This is a genomic window from uncultured Chloroflexus sp., from assembly GCF_937129525.1.
Lineage (GTDB): Bacteria > Chloroflexota > Chloroflexia > Chloroflexales > Chloroflexaceae > Chloroflexus.
Genome location: NZ_CAKZNK010000037.1, coordinates 1 through 21,838 on the forward strand (window position 1 = coordinate 1; position 21,838 = coordinate 21,838).

Genomic DNA, 21,838 nt, shown 5'->3' on the forward strand with positions numbered 1-21,838 from the left:
CCCCGGCGCCGGCAGTGGCTCCTACCCCGGCGCCGGCAGTGGCTCCTACCCCGGCGCCGGCTCCGGCGCCTGTCACTGCCTCCACACCGGCGCCCACTCCCGCGCCCAAACTGGCCGGCGCCGAACCGATGAGCCGCATGCGCAAAGCTATCGCTCGCGCAATGACCGACAGCAAGCCCGGTGTGCCGCATATCTACCTCACCATCGAAGTTGCTGCCGACGCTCTCGTGGATTTGCGCGAACAGATCGTCGCCGGTGGTACGCGCGTATCGGTCAATGACCTGATTGTTAAGGCTGCTGCCAAAGCACTGGCTAAAGTGCCGGCAGTGAATGTTAGCTTCAGTCAGACCGCTGATGGACAGCCCGGCATCGTTCGCCATACCCAGATCAACATTGGCGTTGCCGTTGCCCTTGATGATGGCCTGGTCGCTCCGGTAGTGCGCGATGCTGACAAGAAGAGCATCAGTGTCATTAGCGCCGAGATCCGCGATATGGCCTTGCGAGCGCGCGAAGGCAAGATCAAACAGAACGAACTCGAAGGGGCGACGTTCCAGGTTACCAATCTTGGGATGTTTGGTATCGTCGAGTTCGGTTCGATCATCTCGGTGCCACAGGCCGCCTCGCTTGCCGTCGGCGCGATCCGTAAAGTGCCGGTAGTGCGTGATGATCAGGTTGTGATCGGTCAGGTGATGAATCTCACGCTGAGCGCCGATCACCGGGTCGTCGATGGCGCGGTCGGCGCGCAGTACCTGCAAGAGCTGCGTAAACTGCTCGAAGCGCCAATGAATATCATTGTCTAGACGGGTGGTCTGATCAACGTAACGACGCAACAATGTTATGATACGGTGTCAACTATGTACACACCTCTTGCCCATTGTTGCGTCGTTACCTCTTAAGGAGCATATGCCATGACCATCGATCTTCCCCCCGGCCCACTGGTCGAAACCGAGTGGCTGGCCGCCCATCTTGGTCATCCGCGCCTGCGTATCGTTGATATGCGTGGCACCGTTTTACCGCCTACTGCCCCCAAACCTCATTACTTCCCCCGCTACGAAGATTACGCCGCCGGTCACATTCCCGGCGCGGTCTATATCGACTGGACACGCGATATTGTCGATCTGGACGATCCAACGCCGGTTCAGATTGCGCCACCCGACAAGATCGCTTACGAGCTGGGACGGCGCGGGATCGGCGACGATACCGTCGTTGTCGCCTATGATGACTGGTATTCGATGTTCGCCGGACGGTTGATGTGGGTGTTGCGCTATTACGGTTTCGAGCAGGTGCGGGTGTTGAATGGCGGACTGGTCAAGTGGCTGGCTGAGGGTCGTCCGCTGACCAGCGAGGTGCCAGATTACCCACTGGCGAACTTCACCCCGCGACCGCAGCCCCATCTACGCAAAACTGCCGATCAGGTCTTGCAGGCGCTGGGTGGCGACATGCTCCTGATTGATGCCCGCAACGAGCAGGAATATCGCGGCTTCGAGTCGCGCGCCAGCCGTGGCGGACACATCCCTGGCGCGCGCAACGTCTTTTATCAGAGTCTGGTGAGCGGGCCACATCAGACCTATCTGCCACCTGATCAGCTCCGCGAGCGCTTCCTCGCCGCCGGCATCGATCCCGCTGAAACCGCTGACCGTGAAGTGGTTGCATATTGCAACGGCGGCGTTTCCGCCACACCGACCGCCATCGCCTTCGAGCTGGTCAGTGGCCGCCGGGTGGCAATTTATGACGGTTCCTGGAACGAATGGGGAAATGATCCCGATAAGCCGCTGGAGCGGTAGTACGCTATACCCTGGACACAATCACAGTGGGACGGCTTTGCTCAGAGCCGTCCCACTCACAACCTTACACCTTTTCCAGCACACTCAAGATCACGTTCGGGAAGATACCCAACACAAGCACGCCTACAACCGCAATCGTGAGCGCCGCAGCAATCCCGCGCGGCATCGTCACCGGTGACAAATCGGTCGTTGGCTCAATAAACATCACCTTCAACAGCCGCAGGTAGTAGTACAAGCTGACGATCGTCATCACCACGGCGATGATCACCAGCCAGGTCGCTCCGCTCTGCCAGCCGGCCATAAAGATGTAGAACTTGGCGAAAAAGCCTCCCAATGGCGGGATACCGGCCAGCGACAGGATACAAACGGTAAACAATAGCGCCAGTGGCAGATTGCGCCGCGAAAGCCCGCGCAGATGGGCGAAATCTTCACCACCTACCTGCTGACCGATGAGCGCCAGGACGCCGAATGCACCCAGGTTGGTCAGACTGTAGATGATCAGATAGTATAACAACGCGATCAAGCCCTGCTCACGATCAAACGGCTGCGCTGCTGCCCAGGCCAGCATTCCCAACAATACAAAACCGGCGTGCGCGATACTCGAATAGGCCAGCAGACGCCGGGCATTGTTCTGCGGCAACGCGGCCAGATTGCCGATCACCACCGTCAGCAACGCCAATACCGCCAGCACTGCTGTCCAACCACCGGCGTCATCGCCCAACACCGGCGCGCCGGCCATCGCCGGAAAGGTTTCGGTAAGCAGGCGGAAGAGGAGAATAAACCCGGCTGCTTTCGACGCCGTTGAGATGAACGCAGTCACCGGTGCCGGAGCGCCTTCATACACATCGGGTGACCAGCCATGGAATGGCACCACTGCCAGTTTGTAACCCATGCCGGCGATGATAAATAGCATCGCCATGGTGATCAAACTTCCACTCGAAGAGGTGAAGGCTCCGATCCGATTGAAGCGGGTCAGATCGTTCATGTTGGCCGCCCCGCTCACCCCATTGAGCGCCGCGCCAAACGCCATGCTCATTCCGTAGAGCAAGATTGCCGATGAGATAGCGCCAAACAGAAAGTATTTCAACCCCGCTTCAGCCGAGCGGGCATTGTTGCGGAAATAACCGGCCAGCAGGTAGAGCGGAATGGATGTCAGCTCGATTGCCAGATAGGCCAGCAACAACTCATTTGCGCCAACCATCAGGCACATCCCGAGCGTGGCAAAGATGATCAACGCATAAAACTCACCAGGGTGAGCGTCAGGCCGAATATCGAGGCAAAGCAGACTGGTGAGTAGCGCCGCGCCGATTATTAGCAGACGCGCAATCATCGTCAGGTGATCGACGACAAAAACGCCGGCAATCGCGCCTTCATTGCTGGGACCACCACTCTGCAAGTTGCGGATGATGTTGGTAAAGAAATTAACCGGCGCCGTCTCGGGCAGTTGATAGATATAACCACTCTGCAACAGCGCCACCGCCAGCACCATCCCCAGGCCGATGGCTGTCAATGAAGCCGACGACTTCACCCGTTCCAGTTGCGCTGACGGCGAGCGGCCCCAACGTTCAAGAATATCAGATCCCAACACCAGGAGCGCCAATACCAGGAGCAGTATCTCTGGCAAGAGACGCGGGATGTCGGTCAGTTGAAACATAGGCTCCTCATTGCTCTATTCTGATGCCTTGCGTCTGATTGCGTCAAGTTACCGCAATGCCACTGCCACTTCACTCAACCGCGCAGCCAGCGGACGAACACCGGTATCGATCAGTTCTGTCATCCAGGCCGGATACAGGCCCAGCCCTACCAGCACCAATGCCAGCACCAGCGCGCCGGTATACTCTTGCCAGGTCAGCCTGGGTAAATGGAGAAACTCAGGGTTTTTCACTTCGTCGTAGAAGACTGACCATACGGCCCGCAGGATGTATGCGCCGGTAATAGGAATACTCAACGCCGCAATCACGGCCACCAACGGGTAGCGCTCCCAGACGCCGATAAAGATGTTGAATTCAGCCCAGAAACCGGCCAATCCCGGCATACCCATCGATGACAGACCGCCGAGAATGAACATCGCGGCGGCAAAGGGCATTACCCGCCCCAACCCACCCAATTCAGGCAACTGACGGGTATGGGTGCGGTCGTAGATCATGCGACCAACCACTGCAAAGAAGAGCGCTGTCATGATGCCGTGGGCAAACATCTGCAACACCGCGCCCAGCAACGCAATCTGTGTGCCAGCCGCCAGCGCCATCACCACCAACCCCATGTGGCTCACCGATGAATAACCGATAATAAACTTGGCATCACGCTGTACCATAGCGATACTGGCGCCGTAAACTACGTTAAACACGGTGAGCACGACAATGATTGGCAACCACTCGCGCGCGCCTACCGGCATCAGCCACATCGCCGCGCGCAAACAACCATACGCACCCAGTTTCATCAAAACGCCGGCGTGCAACATACTGACTGCTGTCGGCGCAGCGACGTGACCGGTTGGACTCCAGGTATGGAAGGGGAACATACCGGCCAGCACACCAAAACCGACAAACAGCGCCGGGAAGAGCAGCCATTGCAGGTTGCCGGAAATGAAACCCTGTTCAGCCAGTACCAGCATGTTGAAGGTGCGCAGACCGCTGCCGAAGTAGAGGCCGATCATGCCGATGATCACCAGCGCGCTACCGGCCATCAAAAACAGGGTTAGCTTCATCGCGCCGTATTCCTTGCGCGTGCTTCCCCAAATGCCGATCAACAGGTACATGGGCAAGACGGCCAGCTCGTAGAAGACAAAGAAGAGGAAGAGATCAAGCGCGCTGAAAACACCGTACACGCCGGTAGTGAGCAGCAATAACCAGACCCAATACTCTTTGGTCCGCTCTTCGATATTCCAGCTCATCAGCGCGCCAGTGAAGATAACGATCCCGTTGAGCAGCAACATCGGCAGATTGATCCCATCGACGCCGAGCAAGTAGCTTATGCCGAGCTGCGGGATCCAATCGAGTTGTTCGATAAACTGGAAGCCGCCGCGTCCCGGATCGTAGGCCAGAAAGACCAGCAGCGACAGGATGAGCGATAGCAACGCGAACCCTGTGCCAACCCAACGCATCAGGTCAGGGTAGCGGTCAGGAATGACGGCGATGATAATTGCCGGAACCAGCATGCTGAGCCAGATCAGACTCAGCCACGGCACATCGGCGGGAAGCGTTATCAGCCCCATGCGATCACCTTTGCGCAATGCATCCGTTGTAATGGATTGTCAGCAGCTTCACTCACGTTATTGACCCCACCGCCACAAGTGGAGTGCCAACTGGCGGTACTACAAAACAACTCGGGTAAAAATCGCCACCAATTGCCCGGCAGCCGCATTACCCAATGCCATCAACGGGCCAGGATAGACGCCAATCGCCAGCGACAGCGCCAGGATCGGCGCCATTGTCCAGAATTCTTGCGGACGCAGATCGGCGATTGCGCGCGGCGAGCCGGCGGCTGGCCCCAGGAAGATGCGCTGAAACATCAGGAGCAGGGCCAGTGCGGTCACTACCAACCCGATGACCGCCAACGCAGTAAACAGTGGCAACGTGGCCCACGCGCCGCGGAAGATGAAGAACTCGCCGACGAAACCGGCCAGTCCCGGCAAGCCAAGGTTGGCAAAGAGCGCGATCCCCATGACGCCAGCAAAGGTCGGCGCACTGGCCCGCAATCCGCCCAGACCGCTCAATTCCCAGCGTCCGGTGCGTTCATAGAGCGCGCCGGCCAGATAAAAGAGCGCGCCGGTGCTCAAGCCGTGGGCAACCATCTGCACCAGCGCACCATTGACCGCGCTAGCCCGGGCCGCGATCCCCGCTTCACCCGCCGCAGCAGCGCCGGCAATTGCCAGGGTGACATAGCCCATATGGTTGATCGAGGTGTAGCCGATCAGTCGCTTAACATCACCATTCACCTGACTCAACGCGCCGAAAGCGCCCGCCACCACGCTTATCACTGCCAGGGCCGCAAGCGCCGGAGCAAAATACTGCGCCGCATCTGGCGTAAAGGGCAACAACAACCGCAGCATGCCATAGGCACCCATCTTGCTCATTACCGCGGAGAGCAGAATACTGGCCGCAGTTGGTCCCTCTGCGTAGGCGTCAGGCAACCAGGTGTGGAATGGCCAGACAGCCAGCTTGATCGCGAAAGCGATAAAGATCGCCCACATTGCGATACTGCTGTACAAAAGCGGATACCGCCCCAGGACATTTGTCACGCCGAGTTGCTCGAGGTACGCAAACAGGATGTCGCGCAGCGTCCCGGTAACGCCGACTACTGGCAACCCTTGTCCGAGCCGTCCCAATGCGATCAGGTCAAAGGTGGGATAGCCCGCCTGACGCATCGCGAGATAGATGAGCTGAAAGAGCAAGAGCATTCCCAGCGAGCCGGCCATCGTGTAGACGAAGAACTTGAAGGCAGCGTAGCGGCGCTGCTCGCGACCCCAGCCCTGAATGAGGAAGAAGGCCGGCACCAGGCTGAACTCCCAGAAGATGAAGAAGAAGAAGAAATCGAGCGCGACGAAGTAGCCCAGCATCGCCGCCTGCAACAGGAGTAACAGCGCCAGATGCGCCCGCACTCGATCGCGCGCACCCCAACTGGCAATCACGGCAACCGGTGTCATCACTGCCGTGAGCAAAATCAGCGGCATACTCAGGCCGTCTACACCGAGAAAGTAATCAACCCGTACCGCTTGAATCCACGGCACGCGCTCGACCAACTGCACTGCGCCTTGCCCGCTCGTTACCGCATCTGGGTCAAACCGGGCCCAGATCAGACCGGATAGCAACAACGGCACCCCTGTCCAGGCCAGCACCCCCGTCTTAATCGTCCGCTCATCGAGCCTGATCAGCCATGCCAACCCGATTAAAGCGATGCCAACCAGTGGCGACAATACCAGAAGCGTCAGCCACGGCACGCCATCGGGAGCAGGAACAAGATACTCCGGCAGATTCATAACGCTATCGCCCAATCACATACAGCCAGAACACAGCCAGCCCCAGCAAGCCGCCAAACACGTAGATCAGATAATCCTGCGCCTTTCCGGTCTGCAAGCGGCGCGCCTGTCGCCCAGAGCCTTGCGTGCCGCTTGCCAGACCATCCGGGCCATCGTTGAGCAGGGTATCATCAATGATGAAGTTGACCTTGCCTAACCCGAAGGTGAAGCGGCCCATGCCATCAACTAGCCGATCGATTACAGCCCGGTCGATCAACGTCCATGCTACGGCCAGACTGTCAGTCAGCCGCCCCAATGTCGCTGCATACAGCTCATCGATACGATATTTGGCATTGAGAACAGCAAAGAGGCCAGGCGCGCGCGCCGCCAGCGGATCAGTTGCCGTTGCCGTTGCAAAGGCATTGCGATAGCCATACCAGCCGACCGCAATCCCGGCGAGCGCAATCAACAACGAGACACCTGCCACCACCGGATCGAGCTTCGCCGCCTCTTGCCCCCACAGACTTGCCAGCCAGTGACCAAATGGGCCGTCGAACGGTAAATTGAAAGCGCCGGCAGTCACGGCAAAGCTGGCCAGCACCACCAGCGCCGCTATCATCCTTGGATCTTCGTGCCAGTGCTCACCGTGATCGTCATGCGTATCTGCCGCATGACCGTGGTGGTCATCGGTATGATCGTGCCCGGCATGGCCGGTTGGCGTATCGGGATTTTCAAACACCACCGGATGCGCGCCACGATAGTCGCCGAAGAAGACCAGCCACCACTGCCGGGTCATGTAGACGGCGGTCAAAAAGGCGGCGAGACTGAGAGTCACATATACGGCCAGATTATGCTTGAAAGCGTCGAGCAGAATCTCATCTTTGCTCCAGAAACCGGCAAACGGCACAATCCCGGCCAGTGCCAGATAACCGGCAGTGTATGTCCAGAACGTCCAGGGCAAACGGGTGCGCAACCCACCCATATTGCGAATATCCTGCGCTGTCTGCTGAGCGGCATACTCATCGTGGTGATGGATGCGTCGAATCGCCGGCTGCGCTTCCATCGCGTGAATGATCGATCCCGATCCCAGGAAGAGCAGCGCCTTGAAGAAGGCATGGGTGATCAGGTGGAACATAGCCGCTACCCAACCACCTACCCCCAATGCCGCTACCATAAAGCCCAACTGCGAGAGAGTGCTATAGGCCAGAATGCGCTTGATGTCGAATTGGGCCACTGCAATCGTCGCCGCGAAGAGGGCAGTGAACGCGCCGATAAAGGCGACTACTCCCAGTGAAGTCGGATCGACGGCAAAGATGGGGAAGGTGCGCGCTACCAGGAAGACACCGGCAGCCACCATTGTCGCCGCGTGAATGAGCGCCGAGACCGGGGTTGGGCCTTCCATCGCGTCAGGCAACCAGACGTGGAGCGGGAACTGAGCCGATTTACCAACCGTGCCTCCGAAGATCAGCAGGGCAATTCCGGCAGCGTGGCTCAAGCCCAATGCGCCGGTCTCGGTTGCCAGCCGTTCGAGCAATGGTGGGAAGAAGATACCGCCTTCGTCATTGCCGAACGAGATTCCACCAGCCTGGGCATACAGGTAGACAATCCCCAGCAATAGCAGCACATCGCCGACGCGCGTCGTAATAAACGCCTTCACCGCAGCGCGGGCCGCGCTTGGTCGCTCGTAGAGAAACCCGATCAGCAGATACGAGCAGAGACCCATCACCTCCCACGCCATAAAGAAGAGCAGCAGGTTATCGGCCATGCTCATCAGCAACATTGCCGCCGTGAACAGAGCAATGAAGCTGAAGAAGCGGCTTTGGCGTGGATGCGCAGCCATATACCCGATTGAGAAGAGATGAATGCAGGTAGAGGTGATTGTCACCATCGCCAGCATCGCCGCCGCCGCGCCATCGATGTAGATGCCCATCTGCAACGCGGTATCACCGGTCGGCGCCCAGACGAAACGCTGCACAACGTTCGGCTCGGGGAAGGCAAAGGCATCGTGCTCACCATGATGAGCGGCAAGCTTGACCAGTTCACCGTCATGCAGCGCCCAACCACCCGCTACCGCCGCCAGCAATCCGAGCGCCAGAACTGTCGCAACCATCATCAGACCGGTCGCCAGCCAGGCGCTTGCCATCGCCTGACGCCGAATCGGCGTCAACGTAATGATGGCGCTGGCCAGCAACGGTAACAGCGGAATCAACCAGGCATTTTGCAAGAAAAACGCCATATGCGCTCCAATGTCAATCCCTATCACGAAACCTGCTGGACATGCGTCGTTCCCACCGCCATCGCTCATTCACAACCAGAACCGGATCAACCTCCTGCCCGCACCCAATTGTCGTTTCCGCACACCATTACCGTCAACCGTGACCGGCGATCAACCGCGTAACCGATCAACTTCGTCGGCATTCACCGACACATAGTGTCGATAGACTGCGATCACCATCGCCAGGCCGACCGCTGCCTCGGCGGCAGCCACGGCGATGATAAAAATGGCGAAGGTCTGGCCGGTGATATAGCGCGGCTCGAAATAGCGCCAGAAGGCGATCAGATTAATATTGACTGCATTGAGCATTAACTCAACACCCATCAACACACCGATCAGATTGCGACGCGAGAGCGCGCCGAACAACCCGATACAAAAGAGCGCGGCGGCCAATGTCAACACCGCCGGCAACGGCACTGCATTCAGCATCGCTCACCTCTCACTGGCAGGGCGCGTCTCTCGCACCACCGGCTCGGCCTCCACTGGTTCTGGTGTAGTTGCTTCAGTCTCACGCGCGCGCAACCGCTTCAATTCCAGCTCTTCGGCCAGGGTTAGTACCTTGCGACGTCGCGCTCGCTCCTCGAACGCGATCACGATTGCGCCGATGAGCGCCACCGTTAACAGCACCCCAACCACTTGAAACTGGATCAGAAACTCGTTGACAAAACCCCGCCCCAGCTCAGCCGGCCCGGCCAGCGGTTCAGGCGTGCCCAATGGCGGCGCCGGCGGCACATTCCACTGCTGATTGATCAATGTCGGCGCCATGACGGTCGCAAAGAGCAACGCTGCAATTGCCAGCACCACTGGCCAGCGTGAATTCAACTGACGCTCGCCTTCACCGCTGATCTGGCGCGTCAGCATGATCGCAAACAGGATGAGCACTGACACCGCGCCGACATAGACCAAAACCTGCACGACCGCCAGAAATTCGGCTTCGAGCAGCAAGTAGAGCGCGCCGACGCCGAAGAAACAGGTAATGAGCCACAGCGCCGAATGAATCACGTTGCGCACCGTGACGACCATCGTCGCCGCAACCAGGATCAACAGAGCGATCAGTCCGAAGACAATCTGCACCACGACTTCCATCACTCGTTCCCGCTGTCGTTATTGAATTGCGCAGAGCTGCGCAACAATAGTGCTACCTTCCGCTGCCTCAGCTAAACCGTCGCGCTCAACTCTTCCAGCTCAGCTCGTCGCCGTTCGGCCTGCGACGCGGCATAAACGCGCGTTAACCACAGATACACGCCGAGATTGATGGCCAGGGTCACGACAAATGCTGCCAGCCACCGCAATACCGGCGACCACCCAACGGTAATCAACATCCCTTCGGCTGGCCCCCAGCGGATGAAGGCAACCCAAAGCGCAGCGCTAAACAGATTGGCCAGCGTCAGTGGAATGAGAAACTTCCAGCCGAAATCCATCAATTGATCGATACGCAGACGGGGAAAAGCGCCGCGCAGCCAGACCATCACGAAGAAGAAGAAGTAGGTCTTGAGCAGGAAATAGAAGACCCCCAACACACCGGCCAACACGTTGAATAACCCGTTGCCGGTAGGATTGGCCGGAGTAATTCCCTGTTCGTAGAGCCAGTTGACTCCTGGCCCCTGCCAGCCACCAAAGAAGAGGATCGCCGTGATCGCGCAGAGCAAAAAGTTCAGCACATACTGGGCAAGATAGAATAGGCCAAACTTCATGCCGCTATATTCGGTCATATAACCGGCAACAATCTCCGAGTCGGCCTCCGGAATATCAAACGGTGTGCGCTCGCCTTCAGCCAGCGCGGCGATGAAGAAAGCGATAAATGCGACAAACCCCACCGGCGTAAAGACGAACCACCCCAAACCCAAATCGGGAATGCCAGCCAGATCGCGGTTACTGATCAGCAGGCCGCTCTGATAGGCAATAATCTCGTTGAGCGAGAGCGAGCCGACGATCATTACGATGGCAATCAGCGACAGCACTGCCGGAATTTCGTATGAGACCATCTGCGCCACAGCTCGCATCGCTCCCAGCAATGAAAACTTGTTGTTGCTCGCCCATCCCGCCATCATCAAGCCAACCGCGCTGATCGACGAGATGGCGAAGAAGAAGAGCATGCCGGTCGGTAGATCGACCGGGGTCATTCCCGGCCCCCACGGCACCACGGCAAACATCAGCACGGTCGGGGCAACGACGACGCAAGGGGCCAGAAAATGGACAATCCGGTCTGCCGCCTGCGGCACGATGTCCTCTTTGGTGAACATTTTGACGCCATCGGCAATCGGTTGCCAGATACCTTCAGGCCCAACCCGGTTAGGGCCGATTCGATCCTGCATGCGCGCAATGACCCGACGCTCGTAGTAGGTAAGAAAGAGCATTTGCAGCGGCGCAACGACCAGCACAATGGTTACAATCAGGATGTAGCTAAGCAGGTGAAGCGCCCACTCTGGCCAACTCCAGCCCAAAGTGCCATTGATAAGGGCAGCGAGCATGTCGTACATGGATTTCTCCGTCTTAACCCTTCGTGTCTTGCGACCTGTGCGAGCTGCTATACCCACAGGTCATTGCCATTTTAAGCGCGACGTATCTTCTGCCGCTGATTGTTGTCCGGCATCGACCAGGACGATAGTAGTTCGCTGCTGCGCGCCGTCGGTACGCGGCCAGTCTACGAATCATCGCCTGATTGCTGTTTTTTCGCCGCGTTGGCCGCGCGGATGGCGGCCAGGCGGGCCGCTTTGTCTCCCGCCGGCGCCGCTGGCGGGGCCGAATCGGCTGTGGCGTCACCCGGCGAAGCGGCTGCCGGCGGCTCACCCTCTGCTGCTTTTTTCGCCGCGTTAGCCGCGCGGATGGCGGCCAGGCGGGCCGCTTTGTCTCCCGCTGGCGCCGCTGGCGAGGCCGAATCGGCTGTGGCGTCACCCGGCGAAGCGGCTGCTGGCGGCTCGCCCTCTGCCGTCTTTTTTGCTGCGTTGGCGGCGCGGATGGCGGCCAGACGGGCCGCTTTGTCTCCCGCCGGCGCGGCGGCAGGAGTGGATGGTTCGGCAGATGGTGGCGTGGTTTCGGCTGCCGGCGCAGCACTCTCACCGGATTGGGCTGCTTTTGCGGCGCGGATCGCCGCCAGTTTTGCGGCTTTCTCTTCCGGCGTTAATTTGCGACCTTCAGCCGGAGCCGGTTGCGCCGATGGGGTTGCTTCAACGGCTGGAGCCGATTGCGCTGTCTGAGCCGCCTGAGCTGCCAGTTCGGCCCGACGCGCCGCAATTCGCTCGGTGAGGTGTGGCGCCAGGCCGATCACATCAGGCCGACGGCGAATATTCCCCTGCAACTTCTTCAAAGCACTCTCGCGCACTTCAGCCCACATTGTGGGCGCAATTTGCGCATAGTAGCTGATTGGACGGTTCAATCGCTCTTTATTGACTGTCAGCGCAGCATGATCATCGGTTGAAAGCTCAAACTCGTGATCCATCTTGATTGCGTCGAAGGGGCACACCTCGGCGCAAAAACCGCAGCTCATGCAGGCGTCGTACTCGATGATAAATTCGGCCACAGCAGGCACCGGCTTGCCGGTAGCCGGATCTTTGGCCTGCGTCATATGAATCACCTGCGGCGGGCAGATCCGTTCACATTGAAAACACGACGTGCATAGCTCGTGACCGGTCTCATCGTCGTAAAGCAGGATCGGCATATTGCGGTACGCTTCCGGGATGCGCGGCTTCTCCTCTGGGTATTGGATCGTGAAGGTACCATGGATCTGGCTATAGCTACGATTGAGCTTAAACGACTCTTTCCAGTGTTTCCAGATCACTGCCATACCGCGCAGCAGACCCATACCACGGCGCACGCGAGTATCGTCGCGCTCAACTTCGATCACCCGCCCACGCGAAATCTCTATTTCAAACGGTGAGGTTGTCATCGATCTACCTCTCCCATGACGATATCGATGCTACCCAGGATGACCACAATATCGGCCACCTTATAACCGCGACACATATCGGCCAGTGGCGTGAGATTGATAAATGAGGGCGCGCGCACCTTGTAGCGATAGGGTTTGGCGCTCCCATCGCTCACCAGGTAGAAGCCCAATTCACCCTTGGGCGACTCGATCCGCGCATACGCATCCCCCACCGGTGGCCGCACATTCTGGCGCGCTTTGGGGTTAATGTGCCCTCCCTTCGCGTCAGGCAACTGCTCAAGCACCTGCTCGATGATGCGCTTGCTCTGTCGCATCTCTTCGATCCGCACCAGAAAGCGATCATAAACATCGCCGACCTTGCCGACCGGAATATCGAAATCGAACCGGTCGTACACGCTGTACGGCTCTGCCTTGCGCACATCGTAAGGAATACCCGAGCCGCGCAAGACCGGGCCACTCACTCCATACGAGAGGGCAACTTCCGGCGGTAAAATACCAATCCCTACTGCCCGTTGCAGCAAAATCTCGTTGTCGCGCAATAGCCGCTCAAGCTCATCGATATAGGCGGGCAAGGCGCGTAGCAGCTCGCGCAGATTGGGAATAAACTCTGGCGGCAGATCGCGCGCGACTCCGCCAAAACGGAAGTAGTTACACATCAGGCGCGCGCCGCTGGCCATTTCAAATAGATCGAGAATCTTTTCGCGTTCGCGCATCCCGAACGCCAGCGGCGTTTGCCATGCACCCATATCGTTGATCATGAAGCCAACTGCGCTAGCGTGGTTCAGGATGCGGGTCAGCTCGACCATCAACACGCGAATATATTCAGCCCGTTCCGGCACTTCGATCCCGGCCAAACGCTCGACGGCCATGGCGTAGGCGTGATTGTTGGCCATCGAGTTGAAATAGTCGAGCCGGTCGGTATAGGGCATATTCTGTAAATAGGTATTTGCCTCGGCAAGCTGCTCGTGATTTCGATGCAGATAGCCGAAGACCGGCTTAAGATCGACAACCGTTTCCCCATCAACCGTCACCAGCATCCGAAAGACGCCGTGCGTTGACGGATGTTGCGGACCAATATTGACTTGCAGCTCTTGGGTTTGGAGCATGGCAACACCGGTTTCTCTCTGATTAGCGCCTCACTAGCCTTCATCTCCACCAAGATACTTATCACCCTGGCGGGGAAAATCCTTCCGCATCGGAAAGCCTTCAAACTCGTCCCACATATAAATGCGGCGCAGGTGGGGATGACCGGTAAACTCTATTCCAAACAGATCGAACGCCTCGCGTTCGTGGAAATTCGCCGCCGGCCAGTGTGGCGTCAATGACGGCAACACCGGATGATCGCGCGGCACCCGCACCCGCAATACCAGACTTGACCCGCCGGCAGGATGGTAGAAGCGATAGACCAGCTCGAAACAGCCGGCGTAGAGATAATCGACTACCGCAATGTCTGAAAGATAGGCATAGCCGAGCGTATCGCGCATAAAGAGGGCCGCCGCGACCAGATGATCCGGCTTGACAAGGGGATCAGACGGCTGAAACAAACCAGGTTGCGGGCCATGGGATGGCGGCGGCGTTATCGCCAGTGGTTCTGGCTCAAGCAGCGCCATTGGCATCACCTCGGCAAGACGAGCGCGCAGCTCGGCAGGAGTCAGCTCAGGCATCACTCACCCCACTCCGCTTCAAATCATCGGCGGCTATCTCAGGCGCGATCCCTCGCGCCTTGAGCGCATGCTCCAGCTCTACTTCCGGATCCATAATCGGGAACTGGCGCGCTACTTCCGGATGCTCAATCTGCCCCGAACGGTGTTCGCCGTGAGCCGGAGAGGTATAAGGACTGAGTAGCGGCAAGCCACCAACCGGATCGATTAATTTCCCGTCGATCTCAAGCCCTTTTGCGCCAAACGTTGGCACGGGAAAATCGGTCGTTTGAGGTTTATCGCCACTGCCATACCAGCGCACGCGGCCCAATTTCTGGCGATCGATCTGCTCTTGCAGGGTCATCAAGGCATGGAGCAACGCTTCGGGACGGGGTGGACAACCGGGAACATAGACATCAACCGGGATCAACAGGTCAATCCCGCGCAAGACATTGTACCCATCGCGGAACGGGCCACCAGATGTGGCGCAAGCCCCCATCGAAATCACATAGCGCGGCTCGGCCATCTGATTGTAAAGCCGCACTACCTGCGGCGCCATCTTTTTAGTCACCGTGCCGGCAACGATCATCAAGTCAGCCTGACGCGGCGAGGCGCGAAACAGCTCAGCGCCAAATCGGGCCACATCATAGCGGCTGAGACCAAACGCCATCATTTCGATTGCGCAGCAGGCCAGACCAAAGGCCATCGGCCAGATGGACGAACGACGGCCCCAATTGTAAAACCGGTTCACGGTTGTTAACAATATACCCTGTCGTTCGAGTTCGAGCTGGGTAGGATCAACATCAGCCATACATCACACCCACTCTAGAGCGCCTTTGCGCCATTCGTAGAGCAAGCCGGCAAACAGCATCAGCAGAAAGATCGTTGCCGCGATTAAGCCATAGAGTCCGACTGCATTAAATGCTACTGCCCACGGATACAAAAAGATCACCTCAATATCGAAAATGACGAAAGCGAGCGCGTAGAGGTAATACTGCACCTTAAACTGCACGTGGACATCACCAAGCGCCTCAAGCCCGCACTCGTAGGTGCTGGTCTTCAGCGGAGTCGGACGTTTCGGGCGAAGAAAGAAGGCGAGCGCAAGCGGAATCAGCGGAAAGCTGACCGCAGCAACAAAAAAAATGCCTATCAAAGCATAGTTGGCGAGCATCGCCTATCCTCCGTGACGGGTGTGAGAAGTAAAGACGATGAGAAGTATATCACAAATTCACGCCGACTGATGCAAAGTTGAGCCAGCAGCTAAAGAAAAGCGATGGAGAAGGTATCTGGGGGCAGACAGCAGGTCAGACTGACGACTCGAGCCGCAACTCGACCCGTCCGACGCGGATGACATCGCCAGGATTCACGTCAGTTGGCGCAGTCACTTCAAACCCGTTGAGGAAGGTACCGTTGGTGCTATTGAGGTCTTCGAGTATCCACACCCCGCCACGTTGTTCAAGGCGGGCATGCTCGCTGGAAAGAAACGAATCGTTGAGCACAATATCGCAGTACGGACTGCGCCCGATCACATTCACCGGCCCCAATGGAAAGGTTTTGCCCACCACCACCCCACTTTGACCAGCACTGACAACTACAAGCTGCCCGTAGGGACTGAGCGCTGCCGGCGTAGTGGACGGGCGACTCAAATCGCGGCGGATCACCTGCACCACCTGCCAGAGAAAAAAGTAGAGGAGAAAGACAACTGCCACCCGTAGCAAGAGCAGAATGACGCCAATCGAGATGCTGGCGATATCGAAAAACACAGCTAACCCTCGCGAAAAATCAATTCCAACCCGCCAAGCGACACTCGATCACCATCACGCAACGCTCGCTCGGCAATCCGCTCGTCATTCACGAACGTGCCATTCGTACTGCCGAGATCGGTCAACCAAAAGCGACGCTGCCGATAGCGCAACTGGGCATGTTTCCGCGACACGCGCGTATCTTCGAGAATAATATCGTTATCAAGGCCACGCCCAATTGTCACAATTGTTGTCTCAATCGGCAACGCCTGCGGTTCAGGCCCGGTCTGCAACAGGAAGAATGCGCCGGTAGAACGGACAGACGCGCGGTCGGCCTGCATAATCATCGTCATTTGTGCCGGTTCAGACTGGCCGCTACTCATTTCGGCAACAACCTGGATCGCGCGCTGAGGCACCGCCGGATCTTCCGCTAGGGCCACCCGCGGACGGTCGAGCAAGGTAAAGTTACGCTCGGCAGCCAGCTCACTCAGATAGGTAGCCATCTCTTGTTCGAGTTGCTGACGCACCGGTTGGAAGACGGCAAAATCTTGCGGATGCAGATAAGCGCGGTAGAAACTCGGCACAATGACCTGCTTGTTGACGCCAATCTTCTGGTTACCCTCCATCGCCTTTTCAAGGCGACGCGCAATCTCAACCGGATGGATCGAGCTGCGGAACATGCGCGCTACCGAACCTTCAACAATCTGCTCCATCAGTTGTTCAAAGCGGCGCAGGGCAGACATCGCTTCCTCCTCGAGAGCATATCATTGCGACGAAGCGCCGGTAACCGGCGCGCGCACCGGTTCACCCAGATAGATCGGTTCGAGCGTCGCCAGATCGTCGTAACGCTGTTCGAGATGGCGCTGCCATGCCAGTTCGGCGAGAAAAGCGGGGCGGCGCAGACGGGCCGCCGGCAGCGGAAACACCGCTCGCTCACCCAGCCCACGCTGTAACGCTGCCATCGTGGCGGGATCAAGATCACCACAGAAGAGAGCACGCCCGCTGATCTCTGCGCACAACTCACCCAGGGTTAGATTGCGATCAGGCGCCAGCCGTTCGAGCCGTTGACGGAGGATAAACGGCGCGGTCGCATATCGTTCGCGACCTAGCCTGATCAAAGGGTAAACCGGCAGCGCAGTCGGCAGATACTGATAGGCCAGCGCATCGAGGGTTGGAATCCCGATCAGGGGTAAATCACCGGCCAGCGCCATACCCTTGGCCAGGCTCAATCCTACCCGCAGCCCACTCCAGCTTCCCGGCCCTAAACTCACCGCGAGCGCAGTCAGATCAGCCGGCGTTGCGCCAACATAGCGCAACAACGTATCGATCTGCGGCAACAGTTGCGCAGTATGATTGCGACCTGACTCCCAGACACACTCAGCCAGCGGGCCGCGTGGGCTGTACAGAGCAAGACCGGTAAAGGCAGTAGCCGTATCGATTGCGAGCAACATCAACCGAACGTCGCCTCCTTAAAGGTTGCCAGCAAATCGCGATAGCGGGAACCGTGTGGCATCAAGCGCACTTGCCGTTTGGTCTCGCTGATATAGCTGAGAGCAACCTGTAGATATTCCGACGGCAATGCCGCAGCCGCCCGTTCCGGCCATTCGATCAGACAAATGCCATCTGTCAACCAGAGTTCATCAAGCCCGATGGTAGCCAGTTCGGTCACATCGTTCACCCGGTAGAGATCGACGTGATAAATCGGCAATCGGCCCCGCGCGGCATCAGCGCGGTATTCATTGATCAGCACAAAGGTAGGGCTGGTCACCGGGCCATCGTAGCCAAGGCCACGCGCAACCCCCTTGATGAAGTGGGTCTTGCCGGCGCCAAGCGGTCCTGATAACAACACCAGATCGCCGGCGCGCAGCAACTGACCGAGCCGGATGCCGATCCGCTCAGTTTGCGCCGGGCTATGGCTGATAAAATCAAGATCGTGCGGCGTTTGCACCGCCGGTAACAATGGTTCAGTCATGGCTTTATTGTACCATAGTCGCCTGGCATTCACAGCCAGGGCAGGGGTAGTCACGGCGCGATGTAAGGCAGCGAAGCGCGCAACAGAGTAGTCGATCCGGTCTGCAGGTGAAGATCTACAGTCAGTCTGCGTGACAATGGTATGTGCAACAAAAAACTATGAAATCGTTATATTTTTCAATAAAATAAACAGTATCGATTTTAATGAAAACTTATGTCAATCAATCTTGACTGTTCGATAGCTATGCATTTTTTCGCTATCAGTGTTCGATAAATTCAACAACACTACGCTACCATTCGGATCAAACTTCCGATGGGTGGTACCAGCAACCATGACAAACATGGTAGCAGGTGGATACCTGTCACCATCTCCTGAAGGCAAGGAAATAGTTCGGAGCAGGGTAAGATCGAGAGATGGTGTGCGCTGATGAGCGCACTGAGTTTTGCCGGCGACCAACCACTCTGCAACGACCGGTATCAGAGTACCGCAGTTATGCGGCTGACCGCCGGGCACATCGAGCGCACTTGCGCGCCCGACTAACCAATATTTGTGATTGGATTCAGGCTCGCCTGAGCCAGTCCATTAGCGGGGGGCAACTCAGTCGTTAGCGTCATTGAGGTATAGCGCAGCTCTTGAGCCGCGCGTCGGGCCTCGTTGCTAAAACCGCCATCAACGGCGATAAGCAAGCCACGATGAAGTCGTCGGAGAAACAACATTTCGGCAAAATCCTGCACATCGGCGGCATTGATCAGAGAACGTCGCTGCACCATCACGCCAAACGGTTGCCCTGCCGGTGCGGCAAGCACAAGCAGACAGCGGGTCGCGCGCAACTGTTCAGCAGCAATCACCTGGTAGCCAAGCCGACGAGCGTGGGCGGCAGCTTCCTGCACAGATACTTCCATTCTTATCCTCCTCCAGTGAGGACTCGGGCCTCGCGCGCGAGCGACGGGGCATCTACGCTGTTGGGGGGATTTGCATGTACCTTTATATTACCACGTTTTGCTCATATTTGCACAAGCCATATTTGACTAAATGGTTGTCGCATCCATCCCACAGCCATCACTTAATAGGCATTTTCTTGCCGCCCGGTAATAAAATTCACAATTGTGCGAAGAATAATCTTTATATCAAACAGTAGCGACCAGTTTTCGATGTAGTAAAGGTCATAGCGGGTACGCTCTTCGATACTGGTATCGCCACGCAACCCATTCACCTGCGCCCAGCCGGTAAGACCGGCTTTTTCTTTATGCCGACGCATGTAGCGCGGGATCTGCTGTCGGAACTGTTCCACCCAGCGCGCCTGTTCGGGACGGGGACCAACAATCGACATCTCACCGATTAACACATTGATCAATTGTGGCAGCTCATCGAGACTGGTGCGGCGCAACCAGCGCCCCACGCGGGTCACCCGCGAATCGTTCTGCACCGTCCAGGTACCAAATTGCTCGGCATCAGGCCGCATCGTGCGAAACTTAATCATCCAGAACGGCTGCCCATCGAGACCAACCCGCTCTTGCAGGAAGAAGACCGGCCCGCGCGATTCAAGTCGAATTGCCAGCGCAATCAAGAGCATGATCGGCGCGGCGAAGAGCAACACCAGCGCGGCAACAATCAAATCGAGACCGCGCTTGAGGGCCCGATTCCACGGGTTATCGAGCGCCGCATTTTTAACACTGACCAGGGGCAAATCACGCAGATCGCCGATTGAGACTTCATTGTTGGTAATGAGCTGAAAAGTATCGGGATAGACTTTAATCTCCACCGACTCATCTTCGGCCAGAGCGATCACCTCAACCAGATCTTGCGACGAGCGACCGGAGAGGGCAATAATCACTTCATCGGCGCGGGTTGCACGGATGACGCGCCGAATATGTTCGGCGCGACCCAACACCGGCAAACCATCGACAATCTCACCAATCGGCACCGTATCAGAGAGAAACCCCTGAACGCGATAGCCCAATTCTGGACGGCGGCGGATGGTATTCCAGACCAGTCGGCCAGGATCGCGCGCGCCGACGATTAATACCCGTCGGGTATCGATATCGAAGTAGCGGCGCAAGATGTAGACCAGTAACCGGTGACCGAAACGACCAGACAACGTCACAACGACGGCCAGTAACCATCCCTGAAAGAGAATCTCGCGCATCCAGGGCAGCTCTTCGCCGCCGAACTCGCCGATCAATGCGTTGATGAAGATGACCAGCACCATCGTCAGCGAGACGGCGGTCACCACTTTGACCGCTTCATCGAGCCGTGAGGCGCCACGTTTCATCTCGTAGAGACCGTGGCTGGCAAACACAAACAAGGCTGTCAGCGTGCCGAGCACACTCAAACGTATGGCCGTTAGCGGATCGGCAGGCATACGAAAACCGGCGGCGACAAGCGACTCGGCGCCAAGCGCATACGCTGCCTGCGCGGCCAGATTCAATGCCGCCATATCGAATGCAACTAATAGTAACCGTAATAGCGCGCGCCAGGCGCGCGGACGCAGCAGCGACCGCGTTCTAACCGACGCGACGCGCGTTGGGTGGGAGGATGAGATTGCGGCCAAGCGCCCACAGCTCCTTTACAGTAATGCCAAACTCGATCAGGCAATTGAGCGGCGCCGGCGTCGTCGCCGCGTAATGCTTGCGATGGAAGAGTCGCATCGCATCGTAGAAGGCGCGGATCGACGGGATCGGACGCCGACTGGAAGCAGCCCGCTTGTGATGATAGACGATCACAGCAGGATAGTAAACGATCTTCCAGCCATACTGTTTGATCCGGTAAGCCCAATCGAGATCTTCACCATACATGAAAAAGGATTCGTCGAGCAAGCCAACTTCGCGAACAACTGTCGCGCGCACCATCATGCAGGCCCCAACGACCGAGTCTACCTCTGTTTCGACATCAGGGTCAAGATAGGTCATATTGTAGGCCGCGAAGCGCCGGCTACGCGGAAACAGACGCGACAAACCGAATAGACGATAGAACGCGATGGCCGGGGTCGGAAAACTGCGCCGGCAGGCAAGATCGAGCGATCCGTCGGGCAAGAGCAGCTTTGGACCCACCGCGCCTACCGCCGGATGTTGATCGAGGTAATCGACCATGCCATCGAGCGCGCCAGGCGGCACCACGGTATCGTTATTCAATAGCAGAATGTAGTCTGGCGGATTGGGTAAGGCCAGGATGTGACGCAAAGCCAGATTATTGCCGGCTGAAAAACCGCCATTGACCGGACTTTCAATCAGATTGACCCAGGGAAAGCGCTCACGCACCATTGCAGCGCTGCCATCGGTCGAAGCGTTATCAACGACCCAGACCTCGAGTCGACAACGAGTCGGCGCCGCTGCGATAGAGGTCAGACAATCGGCCAGCAGATCGGCCCGGTTGTAGTTGAGGATAACGACGGCAAGACTGGACATCGCGCGCCTGTTCGATCAAGATTGCGTTAACGCCAGTTCAGTATACCACAGGTCATTCTTGTTTTATATGCAAGAGATGAACAGACACTGTTCAAGCGACAGGCAATACGGTTTGAGGCTTTATAATGCAAAATTAAATATCAACACCTGTAGCTTGACAATGTCTATCAGGCGTATT

Annotated in this window: 21 protein-coding genes; 2 read left to right on the top strand and 19 right to left on the bottom strand. The window is 57.6% G+C overall.

The features are described 5' to 3' along the window. On the top strand, nucleotides 1-800 hold an 800-nt coding region (locus tag Q0650_RS03420), incomplete at its 5' end, for a dihydrolipoamide acetyltransferase family protein (RefSeq protein ID WP_298815935.1). Between the two features lie 108 nt (nucleotides 801-908). Then, complete coding sequence (locus tag Q0650_RS03425; RefSeq protein ID WP_298815937.1) at nucleotides 909-1,784, top strand: sulfurtransferase; 876 nt, start codon at nucleotides 909-911, stop codon at nucleotides 1,782-1,784. Nucleotides 1,785-1,848: 64 nt separating this feature from the next. Here the strand turns inward: Q0650_RS03425 and Q0650_RS03430 are convergent, their stop codons facing one another. The 19 genes from Q0650_RS03430 to Q0650_RS03520 form a co-directional block, all read right to left on the bottom strand. Further along, entirely contained in the window at nucleotides 1,849-3,438 is a 1,590-nt protein-coding gene (locus Q0650_RS03430) for an NADH-quinone oxidoreductase subunit N (protein WP_298815939.1), read from the bottom strand. Nucleotides 3,439-3,486: 48 nt separating this feature from the next. Next, nucleotides 3,487-4,998 (bottom strand): NuoM family protein, encoded by a 1,512-nt coding sequence (locus Q0650_RS03435; RefSeq protein ID WP_298815942.1) that lies wholly within the window; start codon nucleotides 4,996-4,998, stop codon nucleotides 3,487-3,489. 99 nt (nucleotides 4,999-5,097) lie between these two features. Further along, entirely contained in the window at nucleotides 5,098-6,762 is a 1,665-nt protein-coding gene (locus tag Q0650_RS03440) for a NuoM family protein (protein WP_298815944.1), read from the bottom strand. Between the two features lie 4 nt (nucleotides 6,763-6,766). Further along, a complete protein-coding gene (nuoL, locus tag Q0650_RS03445) occupies nucleotides 6,767-8,977 on the bottom strand; it encodes an NADH-quinone oxidoreductase subunit L (protein ID WP_298815946.1) in 2,211 nt (736 codons plus the stop codon). 150 nt (nucleotides 8,978-9,127) lie between these two features. Further along, the gene (nuoK, locus tag Q0650_RS03450; protein ID WP_298815947.1) at nucleotides 9,128-9,445 is read right to left on the bottom strand and encodes an NADH-quinone oxidoreductase subunit NuoK; all 318 of its coding nucleotides are present in this window, start codon (nucleotides 9,443-9,445) and stop codon (nucleotides 9,128-9,130) included. 3 nt (nucleotides 9,446-9,448) lie between these two features. Continuing rightward, on the bottom strand, nucleotides 9,449-10,102 hold the full coding sequence (locus Q0650_RS03455; protein WP_298815948.1) for an NADH-quinone oxidoreductase subunit J: 654 nt from the start codon (nucleotides 10,100-10,102) through the stop codon (nucleotides 9,449-9,451). 71 nt (nucleotides 10,103-10,173) lie between these two features. Beyond that, entirely contained in the window at nucleotides 10,174-11,496 is a 1,323-nt protein-coding gene (gene nuoH, locus Q0650_RS03460) for an NADH-quinone oxidoreductase subunit NuoH (protein ID WP_298815949.1), read from the bottom strand. 164 nt (nucleotides 11,497-11,660) lie between these two features. Further along, the gene (locus tag Q0650_RS03465) at nucleotides 11,661-12,902 is read right to left on the bottom strand and encodes a 4Fe-4S dicluster domain-containing protein (protein WP_298815952.1); all 1,242 of its coding nucleotides are present in this window, start codon (nucleotides 12,900-12,902) and stop codon (nucleotides 11,661-11,663) included. Next, complete coding sequence (locus tag Q0650_RS03470) at nucleotides 12,899-14,008, bottom strand: NADH-quinone oxidoreductase subunit D (RefSeq protein ID WP_298815954.1); 1,110 nt, start codon at nucleotides 14,006-14,008, stop codon at nucleotides 12,899-12,901. The genes Q0650_RS03465 and Q0650_RS03470 overlap by 4 nt, the downstream gene beginning before the upstream one ends. 33 nt (nucleotides 14,009-14,041) lie before the next feature. Beyond that, on the bottom strand, nucleotides 14,042-14,566 hold the full coding sequence (locus tag Q0650_RS03475) for an NADH-quinone oxidoreductase subunit C (RefSeq protein ID WP_298815956.1): 525 nt from the start codon (nucleotides 14,564-14,566) through the stop codon (nucleotides 14,042-14,044). After that, nucleotides 14,559-15,353: an NADH-quinone oxidoreductase subunit B gene (locus Q0650_RS03480; protein ID WP_298815958.1), complete on the bottom strand. Its 795-nt coding sequence runs from the start codon at nucleotides 15,351-15,353 to the stop codon at nucleotides 14,559-14,561. Before Q0650_RS03480 ends, Q0650_RS03475 begins: the two co-directional genes overlap by 8 nt. A 3-nt stretch (nucleotides 15,354-15,356) precedes the next feature. Continuing rightward, entirely contained in the window at nucleotides 15,357-15,713 is a 357-nt protein-coding gene (locus Q0650_RS03485; RefSeq protein WP_298815960.1) for an NADH-quinone oxidoreductase subunit A, read from the bottom strand. A 133-nt stretch (nucleotides 15,714-15,846) separates the two neighbouring features. Then, on the bottom strand, nucleotides 15,847-16,305 hold the full coding sequence (locus Q0650_RS03490; protein ID WP_298815962.1) for an FHA domain-containing protein: 459 nt from the start codon (nucleotides 16,303-16,305) through the stop codon (nucleotides 15,847-15,849). Between the two features lie 2 nt (nucleotides 16,306-16,307). Next, nucleotides 16,308-17,027, bottom strand: coding sequence for a DUF3662 and FHA domain-containing protein (locus tag Q0650_RS03495; protein ID WP_298815966.1), 720 nt, complete (start codon nucleotides 17,025-17,027; stop codon nucleotides 16,308-16,310). Nucleotides 17,028-17,048: 21 nt separating this feature from the next. After that, nucleotides 17,049-17,735, bottom strand: a complete 687-nt coding sequence (tsaB, locus tag Q0650_RS03500; RefSeq protein WP_298815968.1) for a tRNA (adenosine(37)-N6)-threonylcarbamoyltransferase complex dimerization subunit type 1 TsaB — start codon at nucleotides 17,733-17,735, stop codon at nucleotides 17,049-17,051. Then, nucleotides 17,735-18,256, bottom strand: a complete 522-nt coding sequence (gene tsaE / locus Q0650_RS03505) for a tRNA (adenosine(37)-N6)-threonylcarbamoyltransferase complex ATPase subunit type 1 TsaE (protein WP_298815970.1) — start codon at nucleotides 18,254-18,256, stop codon at nucleotides 17,735-17,737. The genes tsaB and tsaE overlap by 1 nt, the downstream gene beginning before the upstream one ends. Nucleotides 18,257-18,792: 536 nt before the next feature. Then, a complete protein-coding gene (locus tag Q0650_RS03510; protein ID WP_298815972.1) occupies nucleotides 18,793-19,158 on the bottom strand; it encodes a hypothetical protein in 366 nt (121 codons plus the stop codon). A 161-nt stretch (nucleotides 19,159-19,319) separates the two neighbouring features. After that, nucleotides 19,320-20,693, bottom strand: coding sequence for an undecaprenyl-phosphate glucose phosphotransferase (locus Q0650_RS03515; protein ID WP_298815974.1), 1,374 nt, complete (start codon nucleotides 20,691-20,693; stop codon nucleotides 19,320-19,322). Nucleotides 20,694-20,760: 67 nt separating this feature from the next. Continuing rightward, nucleotides 20,761-21,660, bottom strand: coding sequence for a glycosyltransferase family 2 protein (locus tag Q0650_RS03520; protein WP_298815975.1), 900 nt, complete (start codon nucleotides 21,658-21,660; stop codon nucleotides 20,761-20,763). Nucleotides 21,661-21,838: the final 178 nt, after the last annotated feature.

Excerpts from the sequence above, each read along its gene's own strand:
- Q0650_RS03425 (WP_298815937.1), top strand. The coding sequence starts at position 909 with ATGACCATCGATCTTCCCCCCGGCCCACTGGTCGAAACCGAGTGGCTG.
- Q0650_RS03430 (WP_298815939.1), bottom strand. The coding sequence starts at position 3,438 with ATGTTTCAACTGACCGACATCCCGCGTCTCTTGCCAGAGATACTGCTC.
- Q0650_RS03435 (WP_298815942.1), bottom strand. The coding sequence starts at position 4,998 with ATGGGGCTGATAACGCTTCCCGCCGATGTGCCGTGGCTGAGTCTGATC.
- Q0650_RS03440 (WP_298815944.1), bottom strand. The coding sequence starts at position 6,762 with ATGAATCTGCCGGAGTATCTTGTTCCTGCTCCCGATGGCGTGCCGTGG.
- nuoL (WP_298815946.1), bottom strand. The coding sequence starts at position 8,977 with ATGGCGTTTTTCTTGCAAAATGCCTGGTTGATTCCGCTGTTACCGTTG.
- nuoK (WP_298815947.1), bottom strand. The coding sequence starts at position 9,445 with ATGCTGAATGCAGTGCCGTTGCCGGCGGTGTTGACATTGGCCGCCGCG.
- Q0650_RS03455 (WP_298815948.1), bottom strand. The coding sequence starts at position 10,102 with ATGGAAGTCGTGGTGCAGATTGTCTTCGGACTGATCGCTCTGTTGATC.
- nuoH (WP_298815949.1), bottom strand. The coding sequence starts at position 11,496 with ATGTACGACATGCTCGCTGCCCTTATCAATGGCACTTTGGGCTGGAGT.
- Q0650_RS03465 (WP_298815952.1), bottom strand. The coding sequence starts at position 12,902 with ATGACAACCTCACCGTTTGAAATAGAGATTTCGCGTGGGCGGGTGATC.
- Q0650_RS03470 (WP_298815954.1), bottom strand. The coding sequence starts at position 14,008 with ATGCTCCAAACCCAAGAGCTGCAAGTCAATATTGGTCCGCAACATCCG.
- Q0650_RS03475 (WP_298815956.1), bottom strand. The coding sequence starts at position 14,566 with ATGCCTGAGCTGACTCCTGCCGAGCTGCGCGCTCGTCTTGCCGAGGTG.
- Q0650_RS03480 (WP_298815958.1), bottom strand. The coding sequence starts at position 15,353 with ATGGCTGATGTTGATCCTACCCAGCTCGAACTCGAACGACAGGGTATA.
- Q0650_RS03485 (WP_298815960.1), bottom strand. The coding sequence starts at position 15,713 with ATGCTCGCCAACTATGCTTTGATAGGCATTTTTTTTGTTGCTGCGGTC.
- Q0650_RS03495 (WP_298815966.1), bottom strand. The coding sequence starts at position 17,027 with ATGTCTGCCCTGCGCCGCTTTGAACAACTGATGGAGCAGATTGTTGAA.
- tsaB (WP_298815968.1), bottom strand. The coding sequence starts at position 17,735 with ATGTTGCTCGCAATCGATACGGCTACTGCCTTTACCGGTCTTGCTCTG.
- tsaE (WP_298815970.1), bottom strand. The coding sequence starts at position 18,256 with ATGACTGAACCATTGTTACCGGCGGTGCAAACGCCGCACGATCTTGAT.
- Q0650_RS03510 (WP_298815972.1), bottom strand. The coding sequence starts at position 19,158 with ATGGAAGTATCTGTGCAGGAAGCTGCCGCCCACGCTCGTCGGCTTGGC.
- Q0650_RS03515 (WP_298815974.1), bottom strand. The coding sequence starts at position 20,693 with ATGGCGGCATTGAATCTGGCCGCGCAGGCAGCGTATGCGCTTGGCGCC.
- Q0650_RS03520 (WP_298815975.1), bottom strand. The coding sequence starts at position 21,660 with ATGTCCAGTCTTGCCGTCGTTATCCTCAACTACAACCGGGCCGATCTG.